22 protein-coding genes are annotated in these 21,292 nt (G+C 44.4%); 14 read left to right on the top strand and 8 right to left on the bottom strand.

Translation table 11 applies throughout. The features are described 5' to 3' along the window. Positions 1–20: 20 nt before the first annotated feature. Positions 21–389, bottom strand: coding sequence for a DUF2004 domain-containing protein (locus DMB44_RS03900; protein WP_110641033.1), 369 nt, complete (start codon positions 387–389; stop codon positions 21–23). A gap of 225 nt (positions 390–614) precedes the next feature. Between DMB44_RS03900 and DMB44_RS03905 the strand changes: the two genes are divergently transcribed. Further along, positions 615–920 carry an L-rhamnose mutarotase gene (locus tag DMB44_RS03905; protein WP_110641035.1) on the top strand — a complete coding sequence of 102 codons (306 nt, stop codon included), beginning with the start codon at positions 615–617 and terminating at the stop codon, positions 918–920. 12 nt (positions 921–932) lie between these two features. Here the strand turns inward: DMB44_RS03905 and DMB44_RS03910 are convergent, their stop codons facing one another. Then, a complete protein-coding gene (locus tag DMB44_RS03910; RefSeq protein ID WP_110641037.1) occupies positions 933–1,817 on the bottom strand; it encodes a dihydrodipicolinate synthase family protein in 885 nt (294 codons plus the stop codon). Between the two features lie 252 nt (positions 1,818–2,069). Between DMB44_RS03910 and DMB44_RS03915 the strand changes: the two genes are divergently transcribed. The 5 genes from DMB44_RS03915 to DMB44_RS03935 all read left to right on the top strand — a co-directional run bounded on the left by DMB44_RS03915 (position 2,070) and on the right by DMB44_RS03935 (position 7,306). Further along, complete coding sequence (locus DMB44_RS03915) at positions 2,070–3,434, top strand: MFS transporter (RefSeq protein WP_237265281.1); 1,365 nt, start codon at positions 2,070–2,072, stop codon at positions 3,432–3,434. A gap of 14 nt (positions 3,435–3,448) precedes the next feature. Beyond that, entirely contained in the window at positions 3,449–4,213 is a 765-nt protein-coding gene (rhaD, locus tag DMB44_RS03920) for an L-rhamnose 1-dehydrogenase (RefSeq protein WP_110641039.1), read from the top strand. 89 nt (positions 4,214–4,302) lie between these two features. Beyond that, positions 4,303–5,022 carry a helix-turn-helix domain-containing protein gene (locus DMB44_RS03925; RefSeq protein ID WP_110641041.1) on the top strand — a complete coding sequence of 240 codons (720 nt, stop codon included), beginning with the start codon at positions 4,303–4,305 and terminating at the stop codon, positions 5,020–5,022. 416 nt (positions 5,023–5,438) lie between these two features. Then, the gene (locus DMB44_RS03930) at positions 5,439–6,437 is read left to right on the top strand and encodes an alcohol dehydrogenase catalytic domain-containing protein (RefSeq protein WP_237265282.1); all 999 of its coding nucleotides are present in this window, start codon (positions 5,439–5,441) and stop codon (positions 6,435–6,437) included. A gap of 8 nt (positions 6,438–6,445) precedes the next feature. Then, positions 6,446–7,306 (top strand): fumarylacetoacetate hydrolase family protein, encoded by an 861-nt coding sequence (locus tag DMB44_RS03935; protein WP_110641043.1) that lies wholly within the window; start codon positions 6,446–6,448, stop codon positions 7,304–7,306. 5 nt (positions 7,307–7,311) lie between these two features. Here the strand turns inward: DMB44_RS03935 and DMB44_RS03940 are convergent, their stop codons facing one another. Together DMB44_RS03940 and DMB44_RS03945 are read right to left on the bottom strand one after the other, a co-directional pair. After that, on the bottom strand, positions 7,312–8,073 hold the full coding sequence (locus tag DMB44_RS03940; RefSeq protein WP_237265283.1) for a hypothetical protein: 762 nt from the start codon (positions 8,071–8,073) through the stop codon (positions 7,312–7,314). Next, a complete protein-coding gene (locus DMB44_RS03945; protein ID WP_369907620.1) occupies positions 8,063–9,178 on the bottom strand; it encodes an L-rhamnonate dehydratase in 1,116 nt (371 codons plus the stop codon). The genes DMB44_RS03940 and DMB44_RS03945 overlap by 11 nt, the downstream gene beginning before the upstream one ends. A 267-nt stretch (positions 9,179–9,445) precedes the next feature. Between DMB44_RS03945 and DMB44_RS03950 the strand changes: the two genes are divergently transcribed. Continuing rightward, complete coding sequence (locus DMB44_RS03950) at positions 9,446–11,008, top strand: helix-hairpin-helix domain-containing protein (RefSeq protein WP_110641047.1); 1,563 nt, start codon at positions 9,446–9,448, stop codon at positions 11,006–11,008. A gap of 102 nt (positions 11,009–11,110) precedes the next feature. Next, positions 11,111–11,473 carry a hypothetical protein gene (locus DMB44_RS03955; protein WP_201796927.1) on the top strand — a complete coding sequence of 121 codons (363 nt, stop codon included), beginning with the start codon at positions 11,111–11,113 and terminating at the stop codon, positions 11,471–11,473. Between the two features lie 27 nt (positions 11,474–11,500). Here the strand turns inward: DMB44_RS03955 and DMB44_RS03960 are convergent, their stop codons facing one another. After that, complete coding sequence (locus tag DMB44_RS03960; protein WP_110641049.1) at positions 11,501–12,238, bottom strand: glycosyltransferase; 738 nt, start codon at positions 12,236–12,238, stop codon at positions 11,501–11,503. Positions 12,239–12,340: 102 nt separating this feature from the next. Here DMB44_RS03960 and DMB44_RS03965 point away from each other — a divergent pair, with 102 nt between their 5' ends. From DMB44_RS03965 to DMB44_RS03975, 3 genes are read left to right on the top strand one after another with little or no spacing between them, the layout of a single operon-like run. Further along, positions 12,341–12,925: an isochorismatase family protein gene (locus DMB44_RS03965; protein ID WP_110641051.1), complete on the top strand. Its 585-nt coding sequence runs from the start codon at positions 12,341–12,343 to the stop codon at positions 12,923–12,925. After that, positions 12,926–13,528, top strand: coding sequence for a mevalonate-3-phosphate 5-kinase (locus DMB44_RS03970; protein ID WP_110641053.1), 603 nt, complete (start codon positions 12,926–12,928; stop codon positions 13,526–13,528). Beyond that, positions 13,518–13,883, top strand: a complete 366-nt coding sequence (locus DMB44_RS03975; protein WP_110641055.1) for a PIN domain-containing protein — start codon at positions 13,518–13,520, stop codon at positions 13,881–13,883. Before DMB44_RS03970 ends, DMB44_RS03975 begins: the two co-directional genes overlap by 11 nt. A gap of 4 nt (positions 13,884–13,887) precedes the next feature. Here DMB44_RS03975 and DMB44_RS03980 read toward each other — a convergent pair whose 3' ends face one another. After that, the gene (locus tag DMB44_RS03980) at positions 13,888–14,559 is read right to left on the bottom strand and encodes a metal-dependent hydrolase (protein ID WP_110641057.1); all 672 of its coding nucleotides are present in this window, start codon (positions 14,557–14,559) and stop codon (positions 13,888–13,890) included. A 147-nt stretch (positions 14,560–14,706) separates the two neighbouring features. Between DMB44_RS03980 and DMB44_RS03985 the strand changes: the two genes are divergently transcribed. Continuing rightward, on the top strand, positions 14,707–15,867 hold the full coding sequence (locus tag DMB44_RS03985) for a pyridoxal phosphate-dependent aminotransferase (RefSeq protein ID WP_110641059.1): 1,161 nt from the start codon (positions 14,707–14,709) through the stop codon (positions 15,865–15,867). 19 nt (positions 15,868–15,886) lie between these two features. On the opposite strand, the gene DMB44_RS03990 is transcribed toward DMB44_RS03985, so the two are convergent. Together DMB44_RS03990 and DMB44_RS03995 are read right to left on the bottom strand one after the other, a co-directional pair. Then, positions 15,887–16,810: a 2-oxoacid:ferredoxin oxidoreductase subunit beta gene (locus tag DMB44_RS03990; protein WP_110641061.1), complete on the bottom strand. Its 924-nt coding sequence runs from the start codon at positions 16,808–16,810 to the stop codon at positions 15,887–15,889. Beyond that, entirely contained in the window at positions 16,800–18,689 is a 1,890-nt protein-coding gene (locus DMB44_RS03995) for a 2-oxoacid:ferredoxin oxidoreductase subunit alpha (protein ID WP_110641063.1), read from the bottom strand. The genes DMB44_RS03990 and DMB44_RS03995 overlap by 11 nt, the downstream gene beginning before the upstream one ends. 378 nt (positions 18,690–19,067) lie before the next feature. On the opposite strand from DMB44_RS03995, the gene DMB44_RS04000 reads away from it, so the two are divergent. Both DMB44_RS04000 and DMB44_RS04005 read left to right on the top strand, forming a co-directional pair. Next, positions 19,068–19,607 carry a nicotinamide-nucleotide adenylyltransferase gene (locus DMB44_RS04000; protein WP_110641065.1) on the top strand — a complete coding sequence of 180 codons (540 nt, stop codon included), beginning with the start codon at positions 19,068–19,070 and terminating at the stop codon, positions 19,605–19,607. A gap of 143 nt (positions 19,608–19,750) precedes the next feature. Continuing rightward, positions 19,751–21,172 carry an MFS transporter gene (locus DMB44_RS04005; RefSeq protein WP_110641207.1) on the top strand — a complete coding sequence of 474 codons (1,422 nt, stop codon included), beginning with the start codon at positions 19,751–19,753 and terminating at the stop codon, positions 21,170–21,172. Positions 21,173–21,292: the final 120 nt, after the last annotated feature.

A 21,292-nucleotide genomic window follows, 5' to 3' on the forward strand; every position in this document is an offset into this window, starting at 1 on the left:
TGAGGACCAGATCGTTCTGTTCATATGTACTGCCATATTGGATCTTCCCACAGGTCATATTCCTCGTGTACCTCCTTTATTGATTTATCGGGTATCTTCCCTTCTTGCATCAGATTGTGATATTTAGCTATTAGGTCCAGATACTGCATTTTCGAATTCTGATCGAATCTCTCCCTAACCTTTTTTCTCTCCTCAGGATGAAGATCCGTTAATTTCCTGGAAAGGAACAGTATTCTGAAAAATTTCTGATCCCCAAGTGTCACCAGGAAAATATTGTAGTCTATATTCATGTCGCTAAATTCGTGAGCCGTTATCCCGGCCAGTGCCTTGACGAGCTCTTCATCCAGTCCATGCACGGTCTGAAAAGCTATCTCCAATCCCTTCTGCATGGCCAGCTTACAAAAACATCACTTAAATAGTTTATGCATGATGCGAAATCGATCGTTATGTTGGAATTCATAATTGAGAATCAATAGGAAAATAATTCCACTGCATAAGTCTTATAATCCTCAGTTTATGGGCATTGAAAGAACGTACTTTTCATTAGCCTGTCCTTAGAGAAACGATGGAACCGTCCGGTGATTGATATTTATCGTCTTTGATGATAAGGAAATATGAAATATGCATTTCATCTTAAGATAAAGGAGGGAAAGGAACTCGAATACAGAAAAAGGCATCAGAACGTGTGGCCTGAAATGCTGGATCTTCTAAGGAAAGCTGGCGTAAGAAACTATTCAATTTTCATCGAAAATCAGGATATCTTTGGATGCTGGGAATGCGATGACATTGATCATACCCTGCGCATAATAAATGAGAGTGATGTGAACAGGAAATGGCAAGAATATATGAGCGACATAATAATTACACCGAGCGAGAGAAGAACCGCCAAGGGTATGGATGAAGTGTTCTATCTCCCATAGATCTTACAGAATTCAGAAATATAATTCAAGCACAGATATGAGAGATTCAAGTCTGCGTATGAGAATCTTTGAGAGATGCGGGCATGGTTCTCTACATCTGTAGTTGTTTATAATGCCCCTTTTTTTCAATACATACTTCTCGATCTCCACGAATCTGTCCAGATGATTCACCTCGACCTTCAGGAATTCTCTGATTTTGTCTCGATCAGCTGTATCACCGTTAAGCATCATCCTGTTCACCACATCTGGCATCGAGGATCCGATTATGCTTCCGTTTGATCCTGCTTTTCTCTCCCGTATAATGTCGAGACCAAGGTATCCACCATAGATCGGAATATCAGGATAAGCGATTCGGATCTTTCTCATCTTGGTCACAGATCCTCTCCCCTCTATCTTGAAGCCTGCGACCTTACCTGAATATATATACCTTCTCCAGAATTCAATATCTGGCAGGTACGATGACGGGATGTTGGTATCCTGGAATATAACTGGAATATCCAGCATTTCAATAGCTTGGGAAACAAATTTTTCTACAAATTTTTTATTCAATTTGTAGAACGGAACATACTGTGGGGGCGAAATTATCAAGTAGTCAACGCCGTATTTATCCGCTACTTTAGATAGCTCTTTCATGGCGAATAATGAATTATCATTTATGCCCACCATGATCTCGCCCGACCAGAAAGTGGAGGAGGAAAGGTATTCAATTATCTTCTTTTTCTCATCCATGGTAAGTCTGTAATATTCGCCGCCAAAGATCAATATGGCCGTAGACTTTATCTTTATTTTTTCCAGAAACTCGAGAATATCAGCCGTTTCATCATAGTTTACAGTCTGATCTTCATTAAATACCGTAGGACATGCGGACACTATACTGAAGTCCTTATGGTAGATCATATAGTGATATGATTTAAACCAGAACTTAAAGGGATCGGAGAACACGTCCGGCCTCTATACGGTGAAATGAACACGTATAAACGATGGTATAATCGTCTTCAAATGAAGGCATGAAATGCATTAGACACTAAGAATAGTCTCATATTCAGTATGGGCTTGAGCATCTAATCCTATGGATGGATAATTATGTATATATCTAATATGGACAGGTATGATACATTCTTTAAATATGCATTAGATGATAATATATACATGGCTGATAAGTCAAATCCAATCGAGATGTTAGATAACGCGAAGCTTACTGGCACGCATGTGTCGTGGACACTGATAGCTTCCCTTGGAGACTTTCTCGATGCTGGTATGTTTGCAGGAACTGGTATAACATTATCTGCTATTTTGGCCTATCTACATGTAACGTCGACACTTCTTGCAGGCTTTCCAGCTCTGATCACCCTCCTTGGAACAGCTTTCGGAGCGCTCATTTTCGGACCACTCGGTGACAGATATGGTAGAAAATTCATTTATCAGGCTGATATGATTATTTATGCTGTTGCCGCAATACTACTCGCTTTTTCATTCAATTTCATATGGGCCATGATATTCTATGCGTTGATCGGTATAGCGGTGGGCGCTGACGTGCCGACCTCATGGTCTCTGATCTCCGAATTTGCACCTAAAGCTGGAAGAGGGAAGCTCATGACGTACACCAACATAATGTGGTACGTCGGCGTACTCGTGGAACTGGCAATAGCTATAGCGATATACAACACTGGAATCACATTATTTAGAACTATATGGATAATGCTCGGGGTTATAGCTATAATAGCTTGGGTCTTAAGGCGCAGGCTCACAGAATCACCGAGATTTGACGTTCTGAAGGGCAGATACAAAGATCTTCACAATGCAACAAAGGTTCTCGGTGCGGCTCAAGAGGCTGATGTTTCGGCGTCAGCCGCACCTAAATACAGAGAGTACAGATATAAGGAGCTGTTCACAAAGTACGGTGGTCCTCTCCTCTTCGCCTGGTTCCTATATCTGATGTGGGGAATTCCTGCATCCACTTACGGTGAATTCTTCCCATACATCTTCAGCTCGCTTCATCTGGTATCTACCAGAGTAGTGTTTGCCTTCGAGGCCATTTACTTCGGTAGCGCAATAGTACCGGGTCTGCTGATATACTATTTCCTAACGGATAAGGTCGGTGTAGGCAGGTATCCACTTTATCTCACCAGTGCTGCTATGTCCGCGGTATCCTTCCTGTTGCTAGTTTACAAACCGTTCCTTTACAATGTACCAGTTCTTCTTGTGTCTTTCCTGTTGTTCGGTATAGGGCAGGGATTGGGTGTATGGCCCATCACAAGATTATATTCACTGGAGCATTTCCCCACAAGTCTGAGAAACTCAGGACAGGGTTTCGTTTGGTTCACCATGAGATTCGAGGGTGCAATATTCGGGCTGTTCACACCGCTGATCGTAAAGGCAAGTGTCACATACATTGGATGGATCGCTGGGATATTCTTCCTAGCCGCGTTCATAGTGGTCGGGATCATGGGATTCGCTGCACCCAGCTATGTGAGAACCGAAGCGAGATCTCTTGAGCAGACTGCAGAAGAATAAGCGAGTGATGGGAAATGTTGGATTTCAAGGGAAAAAATGCTGTAATTACGGGAGGATCCAGGGGAATCGGTAGGGCGATTGCTCTGGGTCTCGCCAAGCAGGGCGCCAACATACTGATAAGCTATGCATCTCATGACTCAGAGGCCGATGAAGTGTTGGAAGCTGCTAGAGGCTTCGGAGTCAAAGCATACAAGGTTAAAGTGGATCAAAGTGACCCATATGAGAGTATTCGATTCGCAGATAAGGCCATTGAAATGCTTGGCAAGGTTCACGTGCTTGTTGATAACGCAGGCATATGTCCTTTCGAAAATTTTTTCAAGATAAGCGTTGATCTGTTTGAAAAAGTATGGAAAGTGAACGTTGAAAGCCATTATTTCATAACACAGCGCATAGCCAGTAACATGATCGAGAACAAGATCAAGGGAAGGATATTGCTGATAAGCTCTATCAGCGCACATGTTGGCGGAGAATTTCAGACCCATTATACTACAACTAAATCCGCTCTGAATGGTTTCATGCATTCCATAGCCATAGTCCTTGGAAAGTATGGGATACTCGTAAACAGCCTAGAACCTGGAACTATACTAACAGATATAAATAAGGAGGATCTTTCTAACAAGGAAAAACGCGAATACATGGAACGCAGGACGGTGGTTGGCAGGCTGGGATTGCCGGAAGACATGGTTGCCCCTGCGCTTTTCCTTGTATCGGATGATAATACCTATGTGACTGGTACGGAACTGCTGGCCGATGGGGGTATGCTCATAAATCTTCAATAGAGTAGAAAAAATATTCCTATATTTTTAACAAATAAGATTTATGTTAATGAAGTTAGTAAATATTAAATAATGTTCTAATATACTTAACTATGATACTCAAATATGCTCCGAGGAATCTTGATGATAAATTTTCAATGGTATATTTCAGGATGACTCATGATAACTGCTGGAGCAGAATCACGGAAAACTATGATGTGATGGTACATACATTGAAGCTTTTGCCATTTAAGGACAGAGATGTCATATATGGCCTATTTGAGCTTAAGGTTAAGGGTAAGCATACCCTGCGAGATTTCATGCGAGAATTAAGCAGATCCGGTACCGTGAAGAAACTTGTAGGACTCAGCATTAGTGAACTTAAGGGAAACGTTTACATAGTGGATCTTTACGAAACGTACAGCGGCATGATACAGGGAAAACTCAGTGATTACAATAGTATCTTTGACTTTGATCTTGTCAAACACGGCGTAGAGGAAAAATATGCAGTCATACCTTCGGAGAACGTGAATGATCTAAAGAACGAGCTGCAAACGCTAGGGCACGTTTATGAATTCAGGGCGAAATATTTCCCTAATTTCTATGAGGTTCTGATGCCCTATTTCAACTTCTCACCAATTGAGATGCAGATCATGCTGGAAGCATATAATCAGGGTTATTATGATATACCGCGGAGAGCAGGAATCAGGGAGATTGCTGAATATTTCGGACTTTCCAAGTCAACTGTTCAGGAATATATAAGGAATGCAGAATCGAAGACCATGACGAGCATGAAGCTCTTCAAACTGATGAATGATCTCAAAAGACTATGATCTTCGCGAACGATTAGGCATGAACGCAAGCAGCATTTAAGGAGAAGTGAAGGACTTGGAGGGAGCTGTAATTCTCCTTCTTCGGACAGGAGATACACGGATCTCTTCCAATAGAATGATTTATAGACTGTCTTTTCATAATTTTTCCATCATCCACGATAAACAAGTGGATGACGCTCGAGCAGGATCTGTGCGATCCGAAGCTTCAGCTTAGAAGTCATTCACTTGATATTCCATAGATGCAAAATATGTATTGTAAAGGATATCTGAGACCATGAGATATTGATCGTGCATGATCAACCTATGAATAGAAATCCCCGAAATTACGGATTCGGCTCATATACGGCTAATGATCCTTCTATGCTGATGGTGGACGTTTCCGATTATACCTTTTTATGTGTGTTAAAAATAGTTACATGGCGATAACAACGAAGGCATTGATTTGGACCGATATTAGAAAGATGGCTGTTGAGGATAGGGAGCCAGAAGATCCAAAACCTGGATTCGTCACGCTGAAGGTGAACTATTCCGGGATATGCGGTTCTGAACTGTCCGCGTTCGTTGGTCAGAACGAACTCAGAAAGCCTCCCTCGATAATGGGTCATGAATTCACAGGCAAGGTTGTCAAGGTAGGATCAGATTCCGATAGATATCTCTTAGGGAAAAACGTTGCAGTGAATCCCCTTGTCACATGTGGAAAATGCAGATACTGCAGAACTGGTAACAGACAGCTTTGTCCAGAGAGAAAATTGATAGGTGTCGACTATCCCGGAGGCTTTGAGGAATACGTCAACGTACCGGACTATTCATGCTATGAGATAGTTGAGAAGCCTGAGGGATCGCTTGCTGAACCTCTTGCCACTGCGTTCAGGGCAGTCTTCCATGCTATGCCAGAGATTGACGATAGGGCCCTCATAATAGGTGCAGGAACAATTGGACTGCTGTCTACAAAATTACTGGAGACTTACGGGACCGTTGATCGCGTGGTTGTCGATATCAATGATTTCAGGCTTGAACATGCATTGCACTGGGGAGCCACAAAAGTGATAAACAACAAGAAAGAGAAGGGCATACCAAAGGACTTCGATGTCGTTATAGATGCCGTGGGCACTCAGGATACAAGGATGATGGCGATCAACTCTGTCGCCCGGGGCGGCCGGATTGTTTTCGTCGGTCTGCATGAACCGCAGGCAGCAGTGCCCATCAACTATATGATAAGAAGCGAGATCGAAACATACGGCTCATTCTGCTACTCTGATGATAATTTCAGAAGATCGGTCGATCTCATCAACAGGGGTTTTCTCGATATAAACGAGAGATGGTACGACATCAGGCCCCTGGAAAAAGGTGAAGATTCTTTCAATGAGGAGCTTTCTCCAGAGTCCAGATATTCGAAGATCATACTGAAACCATAGGGATAAACATGAAGACACTCAATTTCCTATCTGAACATGGCCCTGCCGGAGCTATCGCCCGGGGCGATGCTATCTATCCATTCAGCGAGATAGCCAGATTCATGAGTAAATTCAAGGATTTCACTGTAACAGATGATCTCATCGCATCAGATGTTGATCTGAACGAGGTTGATAGATCGATAGACGATCATATTGATGAATTGTCTGGAAAAAATATGAAAGACGTTAAGATCCTGTCTCCCGTATTGAGGCCGAAAAAAATACTGTGCATCGGTGTCAATTATCGAGAACATGCCAAGGAGTCAAAGCAGAGCGTAATGGAGTATCCCACCATATTCTCAAAGTTTCCGGATAGCGTCATAGGCACTGGCGAAAATATAAGACCGCCAAGCGACGTAACGCAACTGGACTATGAGGGGGAACTGGTCGTGGTCATAGGCCGCGAACGCGGTAAATCAGGAGATCGCATCTTTGGATACACCGTGGGAAACGACGTATCAGCACGCGATCTGCAGTTCAGGACGTCGCAATGGCTTCTTGGAAAGGCTCTTCCCACCTTCGCACCCATCGGGCCTCTGATCACGGGTAAAAACGAGCTGGGAGATGCTGAAAATCTTAGAATTCAGACGAAGGTCAACGGCCAGGTCAGGCAGGATGGAAATACCGCTGATATGATATTCAATGTTCCGAAGATAATAGAATACCTATCCAGATATTTCAGACTGGAGCCTGGAGACCTGGTATTTACAGGAACACCAGAAGGGGTGATCCTCGGAATGCCGGAAGAAAAGCGGGTGTGGCTGAAGCATGGAGATGTCATAGAGGTGAACATAACCGGCATAGGAACGCTCACTAACGCAGTGGAATAGTCAGGTCATTCTATCTGAAGGCCGTCTATGGATGGATCATAGGCAGGGAGTAAATTGCCTATTTTTTCAATTTTCTCGTATGCGGAAAGGCATTCATAGATATCCTCGGCTATCCCGATTGGTATCTTCCTGGCAAGATTCTCAGCCTTAAATGACGCATCCGTGAAGACATATTTACCAGAATTCGTGTTTATTATAAATGCTACAGATGATCTGTGATGGCATCCCACAGGAATGGCCCTTATACCCGGAACAAGCTCCACTTCACCATCATAGAAAATTACGTTCTTCCAGCCTTCACCGTAGATGAAATCAAAGATCTTCCTCGGTATGAAGAGATCTCTGTTGTGAAAATATGCAAATGCAGGAGCAGCTATGTCCTTTATCCATCCATCCCTGTATATGAATATCCTTGATCTTCTGAACTCGTCGAGACGGCCAACTGTGTAATCCTGAACCGGTGTGAATGCTATGAAGTCTATATTGTCCGGATCGAATCCAGCATCATGGATCACAGATATTGTGTCTAGCGATCTGAACAGGGCTCTATCGCCGGCGAACTTCCTCATCTCCTCGTTTCTCAGGCTGAGATCAAGCGGCATACCTGTATTTATCATGAATGTACGATGATCATTGTATGCCAGCACCACGTGGAATGATAATTGCTCCCAGGTCCAGAAGTCCTTCATCCAGAAAACCTCTGCCCCTGGAACCTCAGATTCGCCAACCTTCAACACCTTGATTGAATAAACTTCCTCAGAGGTCATATCTTATCCCGAATCCTGCATCCTTTCCGAGCGTGAACCTTGCATTGACAGGTTTGGGTACATTCACTATATGCTGCTCCATCCAGTCTCTGTATCTTGTCAGATACTCTGCCATGGGCGTGATGGCCTCAGGCTCAGAGGCTATGAAGTGAAGGTTGTATATATTTCCGGCGTGCGGAATGACCTGAGCACCATATGACTCAGCCAGTCCAGCTATCTTCTTCATCGGTGTTATTCCACCGACCCAGGTTGCATCAGGCTGCAAAATCGTCACTCCTGCATCCAATAGGCGTTTGAAATCAAATACATGATAATGGTGTTCGCCTGCTGAGATTGGAATTTCCACCTTCCTCGTCAGCCTTGCATAGCCTTCGAAATCATCCGGTAGAAGCGGCTCCTCTATCCATGCAAGTTCATATTTTTCCAAAGCTCTTATCATTTTGTAAGCGAAATTGTAGTTGAGAGACATCCAGAAGTCTCCGGCTAGGTTGACAGAGTATCCAACGACATCCCTTATCACCTTGACAAGCTGCAGGTTCTTTTCCACTGCATATGGATCGGAAGGCGAAGCTATGAATCTCATCTTCATGTCCGTGTATCCCTCTTCGAGATAGCCTCTTGCTTCAGCCTCGAGATTTTCCTCCTTATCTGGATGCAGATGGCTTGCATAGGCCCTAATCTCATGCCTTGTGGAACCACCGATGAGATTATACACCGGTACACCTATCTCCTTGGCGTAGGCGTCGTACATCAGCAGGTTGATCGCGCTTATAGCGTGCAAGGCAAGACCTGATCGGCCGTTCGGGAGCGTGATCCTGTAAAGGAAATCCCATGCCTTGCTGATCTCTGAGACATCGAAGAGCTTTACATATTTTCTTATGCCATCGAGATAGTTCCAAACAGGTTCAGTCACGGAGATTATGCTTTCTGTTCCATTCTCCGTCCTCATCTTTACAAAAACTATATTCGTGATCATAGCTGCCTCAGCAGGTGAAACCTCCCCTATCATATCTTTGTAGTAATCGGTTGGCTTTGTATATGGAAATACCTGCTGTGACACCTTTTCTTCTGTTATCTTTTCAATAGAAGCTATCTTGCTCATGATAATAACAAGATCAATCAATAAAATAAGGTTATTACCGTACTTGTCCACGAACGGATCGATTATCCTATCAATATATGAAGACATGGAGAAGGAAACGCTGAAGATATCATGAAAATACGGGCAGATCTTAGCTACAATATATGGGATGATATTCTCCGAATGCAAGATTCTTATTTTTCATAAATATGGTATATCGTTACATAATATACGATCATGGATCATCGTCATATTGGATAAGATTAAAGCCATCAAAGGGAATATGATAATATGATAAATAGAGACATCGCCAGAATCTTCAATGAAATAGCCTACATGATACAGGCCAGTGGCGATCAAAGATCCAGCTTTGAGGCGAATGCTTATCTGAGGGCGGCCAGGTCTCTGGAATCGCTTCAGGACGATATAGAAACAATATACAGATCTGGCGGAAAGGAGGCGTTGATGAAGATACCTGGCATAGGTAAGGGGATTGCAGACAGAATTGCAGAATACATCGATTCAGGAACCATAAAGAAATATGAGGATCTCAGAAAAAATTATCCAATAGATTTCGAGACGCTGACAAAGATAGAGGGGCTCGGTCCAAAGAGAATTCTGATGCTGTACAGATCGATCGGTGTTAAGGATCTGAACGATCTGAAGAAGGCTATCGAAGATCATAGAATACGGGATCTCCCAGGATTTGGTGAGAAAAGTGAAGAAATCCTGTCCCAGAGCCTGAAGATCTATGAATCCTCAGCTGGCAGGATACCGTTACCCCTAGGATATGCTAGAGCCGTTGAGATAAGAGATTATCTGATCCAGACAGGACTTGCGGAGAGGATAGAGATTGCCGGTTCAACAAGAAGAATGAAAGACACGCTGGGAGATATTGATATATTGGCCGTCACGGAAAAACCTTTGCAGATGATGGATGCATTCACATCAATGCCCAAAGTAAAATCCGTGATCGCAAAGGGAGAGAAAAAATCCACCGTTGCATTGGATATTGGAACAACTTGCGATCTGCGCATCATATCTAGGGAGAGTTTCGGCGCCGCACTACAGTATTTCACAGGAAGCAAGGATCACAACATAAGGATGAGGAAGATCGCCATAGATCATGGAATGAAGCTCAATGAGTATGGTTTATTCAGGGATCAGGAAAATGTTGCGGCTGGACATGATGAAGATTACATATACAGGACGCTTGGCCTATCCTACATAGATCCAGAGTTACGGGAAGATAGGGGCGAGCTTGAGGCCGCCCAGATGGGCAAGCTGCCCAATATAGTAAAATACGATTCTCTAAATGCTGATCTGTGCGTTAAATTTGATATTTCCAAGGCTCAAGATAAGATGAGGGCATATGGATACGCTTACATTCTGGCCTATGCTGGATCGGAGGATGAACGTGGGATTTTTAGGATCAGATCATACACATTGAATAGAAATGATTCGGTAGAGGGGACTGAAACCACATTCAGATGTGCCGATGCATCATCGTTCAAGGATGATGTTGATAGCCTTATTAAATACATAAGGGATGGAAAAGTTCGTTTTCTGACCAATTTGGATGCTATTGGCACACCTGGTGAGGAAAAGGTATCGAAGATAATAGAAGCATGCACAGCATCCAGATGTTCTATAATGATCGATTCTAAATCGATGAGGCCATCCAGTGATTTCCTGTTCTCATTGAGGAAAAACGACGTACGCATTGCTATAGCTTCTTTCGCTGGGAATCCAGATGAACTTTCCTACATACGCTTTGGTATAGGTATTACAAGACGCGCCTGGATATCAACCGATAGGATAGACAATTTGCTACCTGTGGAGGAACTTGCATAGAACTGAAGATCTTGATAAGACTCACTTATGGAAAGACATGGATAGAAAATACAGTTTATTTTTCTTTATAAAATCTTAAATATTATAAATTAATTATTAAGTATGGAACCTTTCTATTTTAAATCATACGATCGCTTGATCGGCATAGCCTGCGATGAGAAGAGTCTTCTTTATGAAATGAAATGTCTGAATCAATACGATGGTGCCGCCCTGTATTATCATCTGAAGGAAGGCCATATAGCGATGTGGCTGGAATATATCGGGAGGAAAGATCTGGCTGACGCTATAAGATTCTCTGAAAGCGTAGAGGGGGCAATATCAACACTGGATCGCATGATCGAATCCAAGGGAATGCATCCGCACAGGGGTAGACCTAAGGGATCTGCCGGCGGCCGCGGCAAGGGGAGAGCAAAGAAGGAGGAGCCTGAAGGATGGAGCAATGAGGGCGGCAGAAATATAGAATAAACGCAAAAAAAGTGAATACGGAGCGTTCTATCTTCTTGCCCATTCCCTGTCTATAATGAAGGCATCCAGCAGCTCTGATATATATCTTTTTAAAAAGGATGTACCATTCACTATCTTGGATTTCCCCCTCTCTCTGTCTCTGAATTGATAGCCAATATCGCACACACGGCTCTTTCTGTTTTCAGCGAGGATTATGAGCAGTATCTTTGCCCCCATGTCTGTGAGTCGAAATCTGTTTCTGTGGTTGAAGTCATGGTTAAGAGACATCCTGAAACCGAATAGCCCGGACATGGGGTCCGTTGTAAGCCTCGAGGACGGTAAGATCGCGTATGCCATGTACTGCGCACCTATGGACAGTATTGCCCTGTAGCTATTCCTGTCTCCAGCCGATCCACCATCCGTATACCTGCTTCCTACAACTATATCGCAACCGTGCTGGAGCTTATCAATTATCCTGGAAATGACCTCCGGCGGATGCTGCAGATCAGCATCCATGACTATGCAGTATTCCCCATTCGCCCTATCTATACCCATCTTCAACGAACCTAGCATCCCAACCCTTATTGCATTCTCTATAACCCTGAGATGTTCGTCATCCGCCATCCTCTTTGCCAGATATTCCTTCGTACCGTCTCTGCTGTTATCGTCGACGATTATTATCTCAAAGGTATATCCGGCAAGCTGCTTTTCAACTTCGTCCAGAAATATCTCTATGTTATCCATTTCGTTAAGAGTTGCAGCCACTACGCTGATCTGAAGGTTCAAATGAACTACCTTCCGAGATTATATTTAGAGAATACTTTAATTTTTCACGTGTGGATAAAATAATTAACCATCAAATAATGCCCAGATGTATCGGTGCTTCACATGGTTGAATACGATGGTGCTGATCTCGATCCCGGGAATTCTATGATAGTGCTGATGAATGCAACACTTGATAACTTCAAGCAGATATTCAGCAAGCTTGAGTTCATCACCTCTATGAATTTCATAATTTCTGCTGCCAAAAGATACGGGATACCGATGTTGGCCATAGAGCGAAAGTTTCGACAGTCACGTTTGTCGTCGTACATAAGCAGAAAGTACAGTCAGAAACTCATAAGCCTCATGTCTCCATCGAGCTACGACGATGATTATGTAAGACAGTTCAACGATCTTGACCTGATCCAGAGCATAGAGGTGTACAATGAGGACATATTCTCGAGCGAAGACGTGGCCAGAATCATAACGGAATCTGGGAAGACGACGATCGTCTTCACCGGCTTCTTCACCGAATCTGATATATACATATCAGCCATGGAATCACTTCTTCATGACTATTACACATTCGTGGTTTCCGACGCAACGTCCACCATATCAGAGAGAACCTATTTCGAGGCCTTGGATCTGCTGTCCCAGCATGTAGAGGTGATAGACTCCAGGGATCTGATGAGGTACTGGGAGGTGATCTGAATGGACTCGCGTATACTGTTCATCGGCGGTGTACCTGGCGTAGGAAAGACGAGCATATCAGGATCGATCGCGAGGGAATTCGGTATAAACATAATGCTGTCCGGCGACTACCTCCGCGAATTCTTGAGGCCTCTCATGAAAAGCGAACAGCTCATACAGAAGAGCGTTTACGACGCCTGGCAGCCATATGGAACTATGTCCCAGGAGAACATAATAAGGGGATACAGGGATCAGGCTGGGCTGATGATGACAGGTATAGAATGGATGCTTCGTAGAGCCATATCCAACGGTGAGGATCTGATAGTTGAATCACTTTATTTTTTGCCAGAGATGATCCCCGCCGATGTTATGGGTGGAATACGTATGATATATCTGTACATAGAAGATGAGGAAACCCACAGGAAGAGACTTGTGGAACGTATAAATTACACACACAGAAACTCACCCGGAACGAGACTGGCCTCGCACCTTTACGAATACAGAACCATAATGAGATACAGCATCGAAAAGTCGTCCGGATATCCAGTCTATATGGTGGATACATCAAACTACCAGGCTGCAAAGGAAGAGATAATAAAGAAATTGAAAGAAGATGGCTTCTAATATCCCGAACTATGTGATCGTTGATACAAACGTCCTCATATACGCGGTGCAGAGGAGGATAAGGCTTGAAGATGCCGTGTTGGAAATACCGGGCATAAGCACTATAGTCATACCATCATGCGTCATGGCTGAATTATACGGCCTGTCCAGAAGAAACGTGGATGCAAAGGTTGCTTATGAATACTGCAGGAGGTTCAGAATAATCGAAGCTCCTGGTAAGGGAGACGAGTGCATAATATCCGCAGCGAAGCAGACCGGCGCTATGGTCATAACAAATGATAAGGAGCTGGCTCAACGTCTGATTAGATCTGGCCTGAGAGCAGGAATGCTGTCAGGGAAAAAGATAATTTTTTGATATTTTACAGATCTATTGGTTTCTCTATCTCCGGTATTATCACGTATGTGCCTATAGTCGCGGCAAGGTTCTTGAATCTGATCGGATCGGCTTTGATCACATCGAATGTATTGTAATGCATTGGTATGGCTATGGGCGATCTCAGCATCTTAAGAGCCTCGATAGCCCCATCAACGTCCATGGTGTAATGGCCACCTATGGGTAACAGCGATATCTCCGGCCTATCTACTGAACCTATTATCTCCATGTCCTTGAAGTATCCAGTGTCTCCAGCATGATATATGCGTCTGCCCATATCGATCACGTAGCCCACTGGATTTCCTGCATATCTACCATCATAGCTGGATGAATGCGTTGCTATAGTTGCCTTCACCGAAATTCCATCGAAGTCCACTGTCCCGCCAGGATTGATATCTATGGTTTTGATGCCGGACTCCTTGAATATCTCAGACAGTTCGAACACGCTCAGTATAGGTGAACCTGTTCTCTTGGCTATGGCAACAGCGTCGGCCGCATGATCATAATGGCCATGCGTTACGAGTATGAGATCTGGATTGAGATCCTCCACCTTGACCTTTGCCACGGGATTGTCCTTTATGAACGGATCTATCAGAATATTCTTCTTCCCCTCTATGGAGAAACAAGCATGTCCATGCCAGGTTATCCTCACGGTCATAGTATTGCATGCGATCAAGATTTAAAATCCTTTTCCGCCACGGTTCAATATATCAAGATATCGCGGTATATCCGGAGGCAAAAATGCTGTCATATTGTCCATGATATTACCTAATAATTTATATGATGATTCAAAATCAACCCCCGTATGAAACAATCAATCATAGGCAGGAACGTGGTAGACGATATTTCCTTCGGGGCAATCGTCAAGATAAGGGATCAGCTTCTTGAGATGCAGAGGAACGGTAAGAAGGTCTACAGGCTGGAATCCGGAGATCCGTCTTTTTCCCTTCCGCCCCATGTCAAAGAAGCCATAAAACAGGCCATAGAGAACAACAAGACTCATTACACTGATTCCACTGGAATACCAGAACTGCGAAGGGCCATTGCTGAGAAACTAGTAAAGAAGAACGGCATTAAGAATGCGACACCTGAAAATGTCATAGTCTCCAACGGCGGAATGAATGCCCTCTACGTAACGTTCAGATCACTCATCAGTCCAGGCGACGAGGTCATCATTCCGGATCCCATGTGGACTGAGATAGCTGAGATAATAAAGCTCGCGGAAGGCGTTCCAGTGAGGGTTCCTGTTGAGAACTATACCGAGAATCTGCTGAAGTACGAGGATGACGAAAGGATCAAGGCTGTATTCATAAACAGCCCGCACAACCCAACAGGTCTGGTATTCACGCCCAAGCAGATCGACGATATCATATCATTCGCTGAGTCCAAGGGGATATTCATCGTTAGTGATGAGGCCTATGAGGACGTGATATTTGACGGAAGAAAGCATGTGAGCCCTGCATCAAAGTACGATGATACCATATCGCTCTTCTCCATGTCAAAGACTTATGCAATGAGCGGCCTCAGAATCGGCTATGCACACACAAACAACGATCTGCTATACGAGAGGATGAAGAAGTTGCTTAGATGCACGATTAACGGTGTAAACTCGGCAACTCAGTACGGCGCCGTTGCGGCTTTAACAGGACCGCAGGAGTTTGTAGGCCAGATGAGGGATGAGTATCAAAAGCGTCGCGATATCATATACAATGCAGTGCTGAAATCACCATATCTCGAACCCATAAAACCAGGCGGAACCTTCTACCTGTGGTGCAGGATAAAGAAGTTTCCAGAGGGTGTCAAAGATTCATGGGATATGACCTACTATCTTCTGGATAAGACCGGAGTGGGATCATCTCCTGGCCCCGTCTTCGGACCTGCAGGAGAGGGATACATAAGATTCGCATTCAGCGCAGATACAGAACAGATAAAAGAAGCATCGGAACTTCTGGAGAAGTTCCATTGATATTATTTTTCAAAAAAAATCAGACAATTATCTTGTCCTTGAAGGTTTCGAATGGATCCAGTATGGGTCTTCCATCCGGCGTCTTGACATCCTGCGCTGCTGGGGGGACATTTTCGTAGTTGTCAACGTACTGCTTCAGTCTCTCTGTGAACGGTGGGATCTTCTTATTCACATAGAAGATACCGATGGGTATACGATCGCCCCATTCGAAGGATTTCTCTATGGCTCTGTTGTACTTCTCTTCGGCCTTTGGATCGTTCTCGGTCACGACAGGATCCCACGACTTGTCGTCGTCAAGTTTGTAGACCCTCTTCTTGTACCAGTCCATCGTGTTTATGTTGTTGTAGGTTGGGCAGGGCTGCAGAATGTCGATAAAGGCAGATCCAGGAAACATGACGGCCTGCTTTATTATGTTCTTCAGGTGCGCGATCTCAAAGCTGAATCCACGGGCAACAAACGAGTATCCAGTTGAAATGGCCAGCATGATCGGGTTAATGGCATCGTATATGTTCGGCCTTGCGAGGCTCTTCGTCTGAACGCCAAGCTTCAATGTGGGTGCGGCCTGCCCCTTCGTCAGACCGTATACGGCGTTATCGTACATCAGAACCGTTATACCACTGTTCCTCCTTCCTTCAGCAACCAGATGGCCCGCTCCGATGCTCATCAGATCGCCGTCACCACCCGTTACGATGACCTTCAGCTTGGGGTTCGTCAGCTTAACACCTACGGCAACAGGTATTGCCCTGCCATGGAGCGTGTGTGCACCAGCTGCGTTGACGTAATGCGGTGTCTTTCCAGAGCACCCTATACCAGATATCACAGCAACATCGTGAGCGCCCAGATTCAATTCCTGCAGTGCCGACGTCAATGCGGTCAATATACCAAAATCTCCGCATCCCGGGCACCAATCAACCGTTATATCATTTCTAAAATTATGAACCATCTTCAAGCACCACCATCAAACTTTCCTTATTCAATATCTCCTTTGCAGACTTCAGGATCTCATCCTCTGTCATATGCCTGCCGTTGTACTTCAGTATCTTGTTCTTGATATCGATGCCAGTGTAGAGTTTGATCATCTGTGCTGCCTGAGCAGTGTAATTGCTCTCCACATCGATAACAAGTCTTGCCTTGCTTATAACATCCTTAACAAATTCTGCTGGGAATGGCGAGAACATCTTGAGGTAGAGGAGATTGGCAGAGATACCCTCTTCCTTCAGATCTTCGATAACATCGAGTATCGGTCCCTTCTGGCTTCCCCATGTGACGAACGTTACATCGGCTTCCTTATCTCCTATTAAAACTGCCTTTTCCTCCAGCGGGATCTCCTTGTCCGCCGTTTCCAGCTTCTTGAATCTCTTCTCCATCATCCTATCTCTGATGTCCGAATCTTCGGTGACATGTCCAAGTTCGTCGTGTTCATCTCCGGTCATCCAGAATATGTTTCTCCCCATGGTTGTGTATGGAGAAACGCCGTTTTCCGTATTGAGATCGTAACGCTTGACATCGTCACCCTCCTTCGCGAGCTTTACCGTTTCTATCTTTATATTGTCAAGGTCAATCTTTGATATCAGATCTAGCGTATTGGCCAGATTCTTATCTATAAGGTGTATAACCGGGAGCTGATATTTTGCTGCATAGTTAAGGGCCTTTGCAGCGTCGTATATGCATTCATCAACCGTTCCTGAGGAGAACACTATCCTCGGATATTCGCCATGTCCAGCATTCAGAGCAAAGAGCAGATCGGATTGGCCGTTCCTAGTCGGAAGACCTGTGCTCGGCCCGCCCCTCTCATAGAATGTGACGACTAGCGGTACCTCATCCATACCGGCGAATGACAGACCCTCAGCCATCAGTGAAAAACCAGGGCCACTGGTTGCAGTAGCGGATCTAACACCTGTTAATGCACCGCCTATGGCCATGTTTATTGCGGATAGCTCATCTTCTGTCTGAACTATGACAACACCGCCCTTCTTAAGACTCTTAGCCTCGTTTGCCAGCCACTTTATATTCTGATGTTCCTCTATCGTTGTACTCTCATCGCTTGCAGGCGTTATCGGGTAGTATGTCTGAAATCTCAACCCACCCAGAAGTTTGCCCAGTGCGGATGCATCATTCCCGGTGAGCAACAGCTTCCTCGGTGTAGGCAAAGCGGGGAGTGTCTTACCCGCAACCTTGCTGTCCTGAGCGAACTTGTAAGAAGCATCAACCACCTTTACATTCTCCTCGATAACCTGCTGCTTGCCCTTGAATATATAGGATATCGCATCATCAGCGAATTTTCTGTCTATTCCTATTATGGCCAGTGTTATGGCTGCTCCAATGGTGTTGTAATATCTGCTCGGAGTTCCATCCGGAACTGCCTCGGTTGCAATATCAGAGAATGGTATGGGTAGCAGATGCGCACCGCGCTTCTTCATGTATTCTAGAGCCCCCCTTATGGTGGTCTCGAATCCATTCTCCGTTAGTATTCTCCTGATCTTGGCAGAGGTATCTCTCATTATCATTCTAGCAGCCTGCAGATCGTAATCTTCGGTTGTCTTATCATAGAGAACGGTGGACACCTCAGATACGTCATCTAGGTGCTCGAATATCGTGTCAGGATCAAGTGCGACAAAAATATTCACAGGGTACTTTAGAGACCTCGGCTGCTTTTCCATCACCCTCATATGGGTATAACTGTGGCGCCCCTTTATATTTGAGTGGTATTCTCTAACGCTGAGAACACCGTATCCAGAAGTTGCAACTGCTTTTCCAACAAGGTTAGCGGCTGTATCTATACCGCCTCCTTGCGGACCGCCTATGAGTATATTGAAATCCATATTTACTCAACTATGGTTATTACCTTCGTATTAAAATATGTTTTTGATCGCTCCTGGAGAAAGAAAATGAAAACTTAAAAACGAAAAACATTATGCAATTTACTGTATTCGAATATATCTTGAACATATAGATGTACCATCGAACGCTACATATATCTACACATACATCATAAATATACGCCCATATGAAGGATCCATTGAAGATATATTCCTCGCAGCATCTATGAATCTCAATTCAAAAGGACGATCCTTTGTACGAAATCATTGAACCTTCCGTTCATCTGTTCCAAGGATATGATGAACGCAGTACCAATATATCGGAGAAAGAAAATTTCATGGATGAGATAAAAATATATGTATAGATATACTTCCTCATTAATGGAAACCAGATCTGAAAAGAGGGCCTTTCTGATTGGAAGGTTTCAGCCATTTCACAAGGGACATCTCGAGATAGTTAGGCGCATATTAAGCGAGAACGATTCCATTATTATAGGTATAGGTTCGGCGCAGTATTCGCACACGGTGATCAATCCATTCACCGCAGGAGAGCGCCATCTGATGATATCCAGAACACTCGAAAAAGAGCATATTTACAATTATTACCTGGTGCCCATAGAGGATGTGAATGCCAACTCTCTTTGGGTCTCTCATGTTGAGGCACTTACTCCAAAATTCGACATAGTCTATACCAATAACCCGCTGGTCAGAAGGCTTTTCATGGAGAGAAGATATGAGGTACGTTCGCTACCGATGGTGAACAGAAAGGAGTGGACGGGCACAAAGATAAGAGAAAAGATGATCGCAGGCCAACCATGGGAAGAGGATGTTCCTGATCCGGTTGTCGAGGTGATCCACGAGATAGACGGTATCTCCAGGATAAGACAACTTTCCACGACGGACGAGGATATCACGCAGTGATATTTATTCCTTATGCCATATTTTGATATTTGCTTTCATCGCCATCTCCGTTTTTAAGGAATCCATATATCTTGAACATGAGTGAATATAGCACTATATCCTATAAGGAATAAAATTAATATTTCCCTACCTCTGATCGCATGATGGAAGCGAATTCAAATGCAAAGGCAACAAAGGTGCCAGGAAGGTCTGTAATGACCTCGCTCTCCGCGATGGGATATTTTCTTGATGGTTACGACCTAAGCGTGATATCCGTTTTCACGCTGGTTCTGGTGACCTACAAGATCTTCAAGTACACGGCGTTCACAGAGTCGTTTGTCACTGGATCTGCTCTGCTGGGAGCTTTTGTCGGTGCGGTGCTATTTGGGCACTATGCAGACAGGATCGGCAGAAGATACCTGTACATATTCGATCTGATATTTTTCGCGATCTTTGCAATTCTGACAGCTCTCGCCACGAATATATATGAGATGATCGCGTTCAGGTTCTTTGTCGGTCTGGGTGTGGGTGCTGATTATGCCCTCAGTCCTGTCTACACAACAGAGATGTATCCCAATAGACAGAGAGGCGGAGGCTATGGCTGGGTCTGGACTTTCTGGAGCCTAGGCGCAGCCACGGCATTCATAATCGGATACGCCTTCTATCTTGTCGATCCGTTGACAGGATGGCGCTGGACGCTTGGTCTTGGTGCAATCCCTGCCATCATAGTTGTGGTCATGAGGATGAAAATGCCAGAATCCATAAGATGGAAGGCTGCAGATAAAAGCGTATCTGAACAGGAAATAAGAGACGTTGCAGACAGCATAGGCATTAAGAAGGAGGAGATGGACAGCATACTGGCGGAGAGGAATAGGGAATCCAGAATCCGATCAGGTTCGCTGAGATCTCTCTTCAAGGGTGAATACGGCAAGAGAACGTTGATAGTCTGGATTCAGTGGATCCTGTATGACATAGCCGGATACGGCATAGGCCTGTACTCTCCACTCATCCTGAAGGAACTGGGCGTCGTTGGTTCCTATACGCTCCTCTATTCATTCGTATTCTACATGCCCATAGGCTTCATGGGCGCGTTCGGTGCAGTAATGCTGAATGACCGTGTGGGCAGAAGGCCGCTGCAGATACTCGGCTTCGGATCCATGGCTCTTGCCATGCTGCTGTTTTTCTTTGCCGCAAGCGGAAGAGGGCAAATATTCCTAGCCATAGGCATACTCGCGTTCATAATAGACTATGCACTTGGAAACCTTGGACCTGGAAATACCATGGGCCTCTATGCCATAGAGCTGCTTCCGACCAAGCTGAGGAGCTCGTCCATGGGCAGCGCCACAGGTATAACAAGGATAGTTTCGTTCCTCTCGGCGTTCCTCTTTCCATATCTGTCAAAATCGACCGTTCTTGGAAAGGAGGGTTTCTTCTTTGTCCTCTTTGTGGTGATGCTGCTGGCACTGTTCTTCACCATATTCTTCACACCTGAAACCAAGGGTCTCAGCCTTGAGGAGATAACCGTAGCAAAGTACAGACACGAAGGATGGAAACCGGTACTTGCACTTGACGATTCCAAAAAATAATAAATCATTTTTTTTAAATATACATAAAATTTAAATTCATCATCGTTCGCGAAACAGATAGGCGTATAATTTTCAATCTCAATATTTTCAGCAAAAATGATTCTGATTTTACAGAGAGGA

This window comes from Thermoplasma sp. Kam2015 (assembly GCF_003205235.1).
Classification (GTDB): Archaea; Thermoplasmatota; Thermoplasmata; order Thermoplasmatales; family Thermoplasmataceae; genus Thermoplasma.

What these genes read in the sequence shown, in the direction of transcription:
- DMB44_RS03900 (WP_110641033.1), bottom strand. Translation starts at nt 389, where the DNA reads ATGCAGAAGGGATTGGAGATAGCTTTTCAGACCGTGCATGGACTGGAT.
- DMB44_RS03905 (WP_110641035.1), top strand. Translation starts at nt 615, where the DNA reads ATGAAATATGCATTTCATCTTAAGATAAAGGAGGGAAAGGAACTCGAA.
- DMB44_RS03910 (WP_110641037.1), bottom strand. Translation starts at nt 1,817, where the DNA reads ATGATCTACCATAAGGACTTCAGTATAGTGTCCGCATGTCCTACGGTA.
- DMB44_RS03915 (WP_237265281.1), top strand. Translation starts at nt 2,070, where the DNA reads ATGGCTGATAAGTCAAATCCAATCGAGATGTTAGATAACGCGAAGCTT.
- rhaD (WP_110641039.1), top strand. Translation starts at nt 3,449, where the DNA reads ATGTTGGATTTCAAGGGAAAAAATGCTGTAATTACGGGAGGATCCAGG.
- DMB44_RS03925 (WP_110641041.1), top strand. Translation starts at nt 4,303, where the DNA reads ATGATACTCAAATATGCTCCGAGGAATCTTGATGATAAATTTTCAATG.
- DMB44_RS03930 (WP_237265282.1), top strand. Translation starts at nt 5,439, where the DNA reads ATGGCGATAACAACGAAGGCATTGATTTGGACCGATATTAGAAAGATG.
- DMB44_RS03935 (WP_110641043.1), top strand. Translation starts at nt 6,446, where the DNA reads ATGAAGACACTCAATTTCCTATCTGAACATGGCCCTGCCGGAGCTATC.
- DMB44_RS03940 (WP_237265283.1), bottom strand. Translation starts at nt 8,073, where the DNA reads ATGACCTCTGAGGAAGTTTATTCAATCAAGGTGTTGAAGGTTGGCGAA.
- DMB44_RS03950 (WP_110641047.1), top strand. Translation starts at nt 9,446, where the DNA reads ATGATAAATAGAGACATCGCCAGAATCTTCAATGAAATAGCCTACATG.
- DMB44_RS03955 (WP_201796927.1), top strand. Translation starts at nt 11,111, where the DNA reads ATGGAACCTTTCTATTTTAAATCATACGATCGCTTGATCGGCATAGCC.
- DMB44_RS03965 (WP_110641051.1), top strand. Translation starts at nt 12,341, where the DNA reads ATGGTTGAATACGATGGTGCTGATCTCGATCCCGGGAATTCTATGATA.
- DMB44_RS03970 (WP_110641053.1), top strand. Translation starts at nt 12,926, where the DNA reads ATGGACTCGCGTATACTGTTCATCGGCGGTGTACCTGGCGTAGGAAAG.
- DMB44_RS03975 (WP_110641055.1), top strand. Translation starts at nt 13,518, where the DNA reads ATGGCTTCTAATATCCCGAACTATGTGATCGTTGATACAAACGTCCTC.
- DMB44_RS03980 (WP_110641057.1), bottom strand. Translation starts at nt 14,559, where the DNA reads ATGACCGTGAGGATAACCTGGCATGGACATGCTTGTTTCTCCATAGAG.
- DMB44_RS03985 (WP_110641059.1), top strand. Translation starts at nt 14,707, where the DNA reads ATGAAACAATCAATCATAGGCAGGAACGTGGTAGACGATATTTCCTTC.
- DMB44_RS03990 (WP_110641061.1), bottom strand. Translation starts at nt 16,810, where the DNA reads ATGGTTCATAATTTTAGAAATGATATAACGGTTGATTGGTGCCCGGGA.
- DMB44_RS03995 (WP_110641063.1), bottom strand. Translation starts at nt 18,689, where the DNA reads ATGGATTTCAATATACTCATAGGCGGTCCGCAAGGAGGCGGTATAGAT.
- DMB44_RS04000 (WP_110641065.1), top strand. Translation starts at nt 19,068, where the DNA reads ATGGAAACCAGATCTGAAAAGAGGGCCTTTCTGATTGGAAGGTTTCAG.
- DMB44_RS04005 (WP_110641207.1), top strand. Translation starts at nt 19,751, where the DNA reads ATGGAAGCGAATTCAAATGCAAAGGCAACAAAGGTGCCAGGAAGGTCT.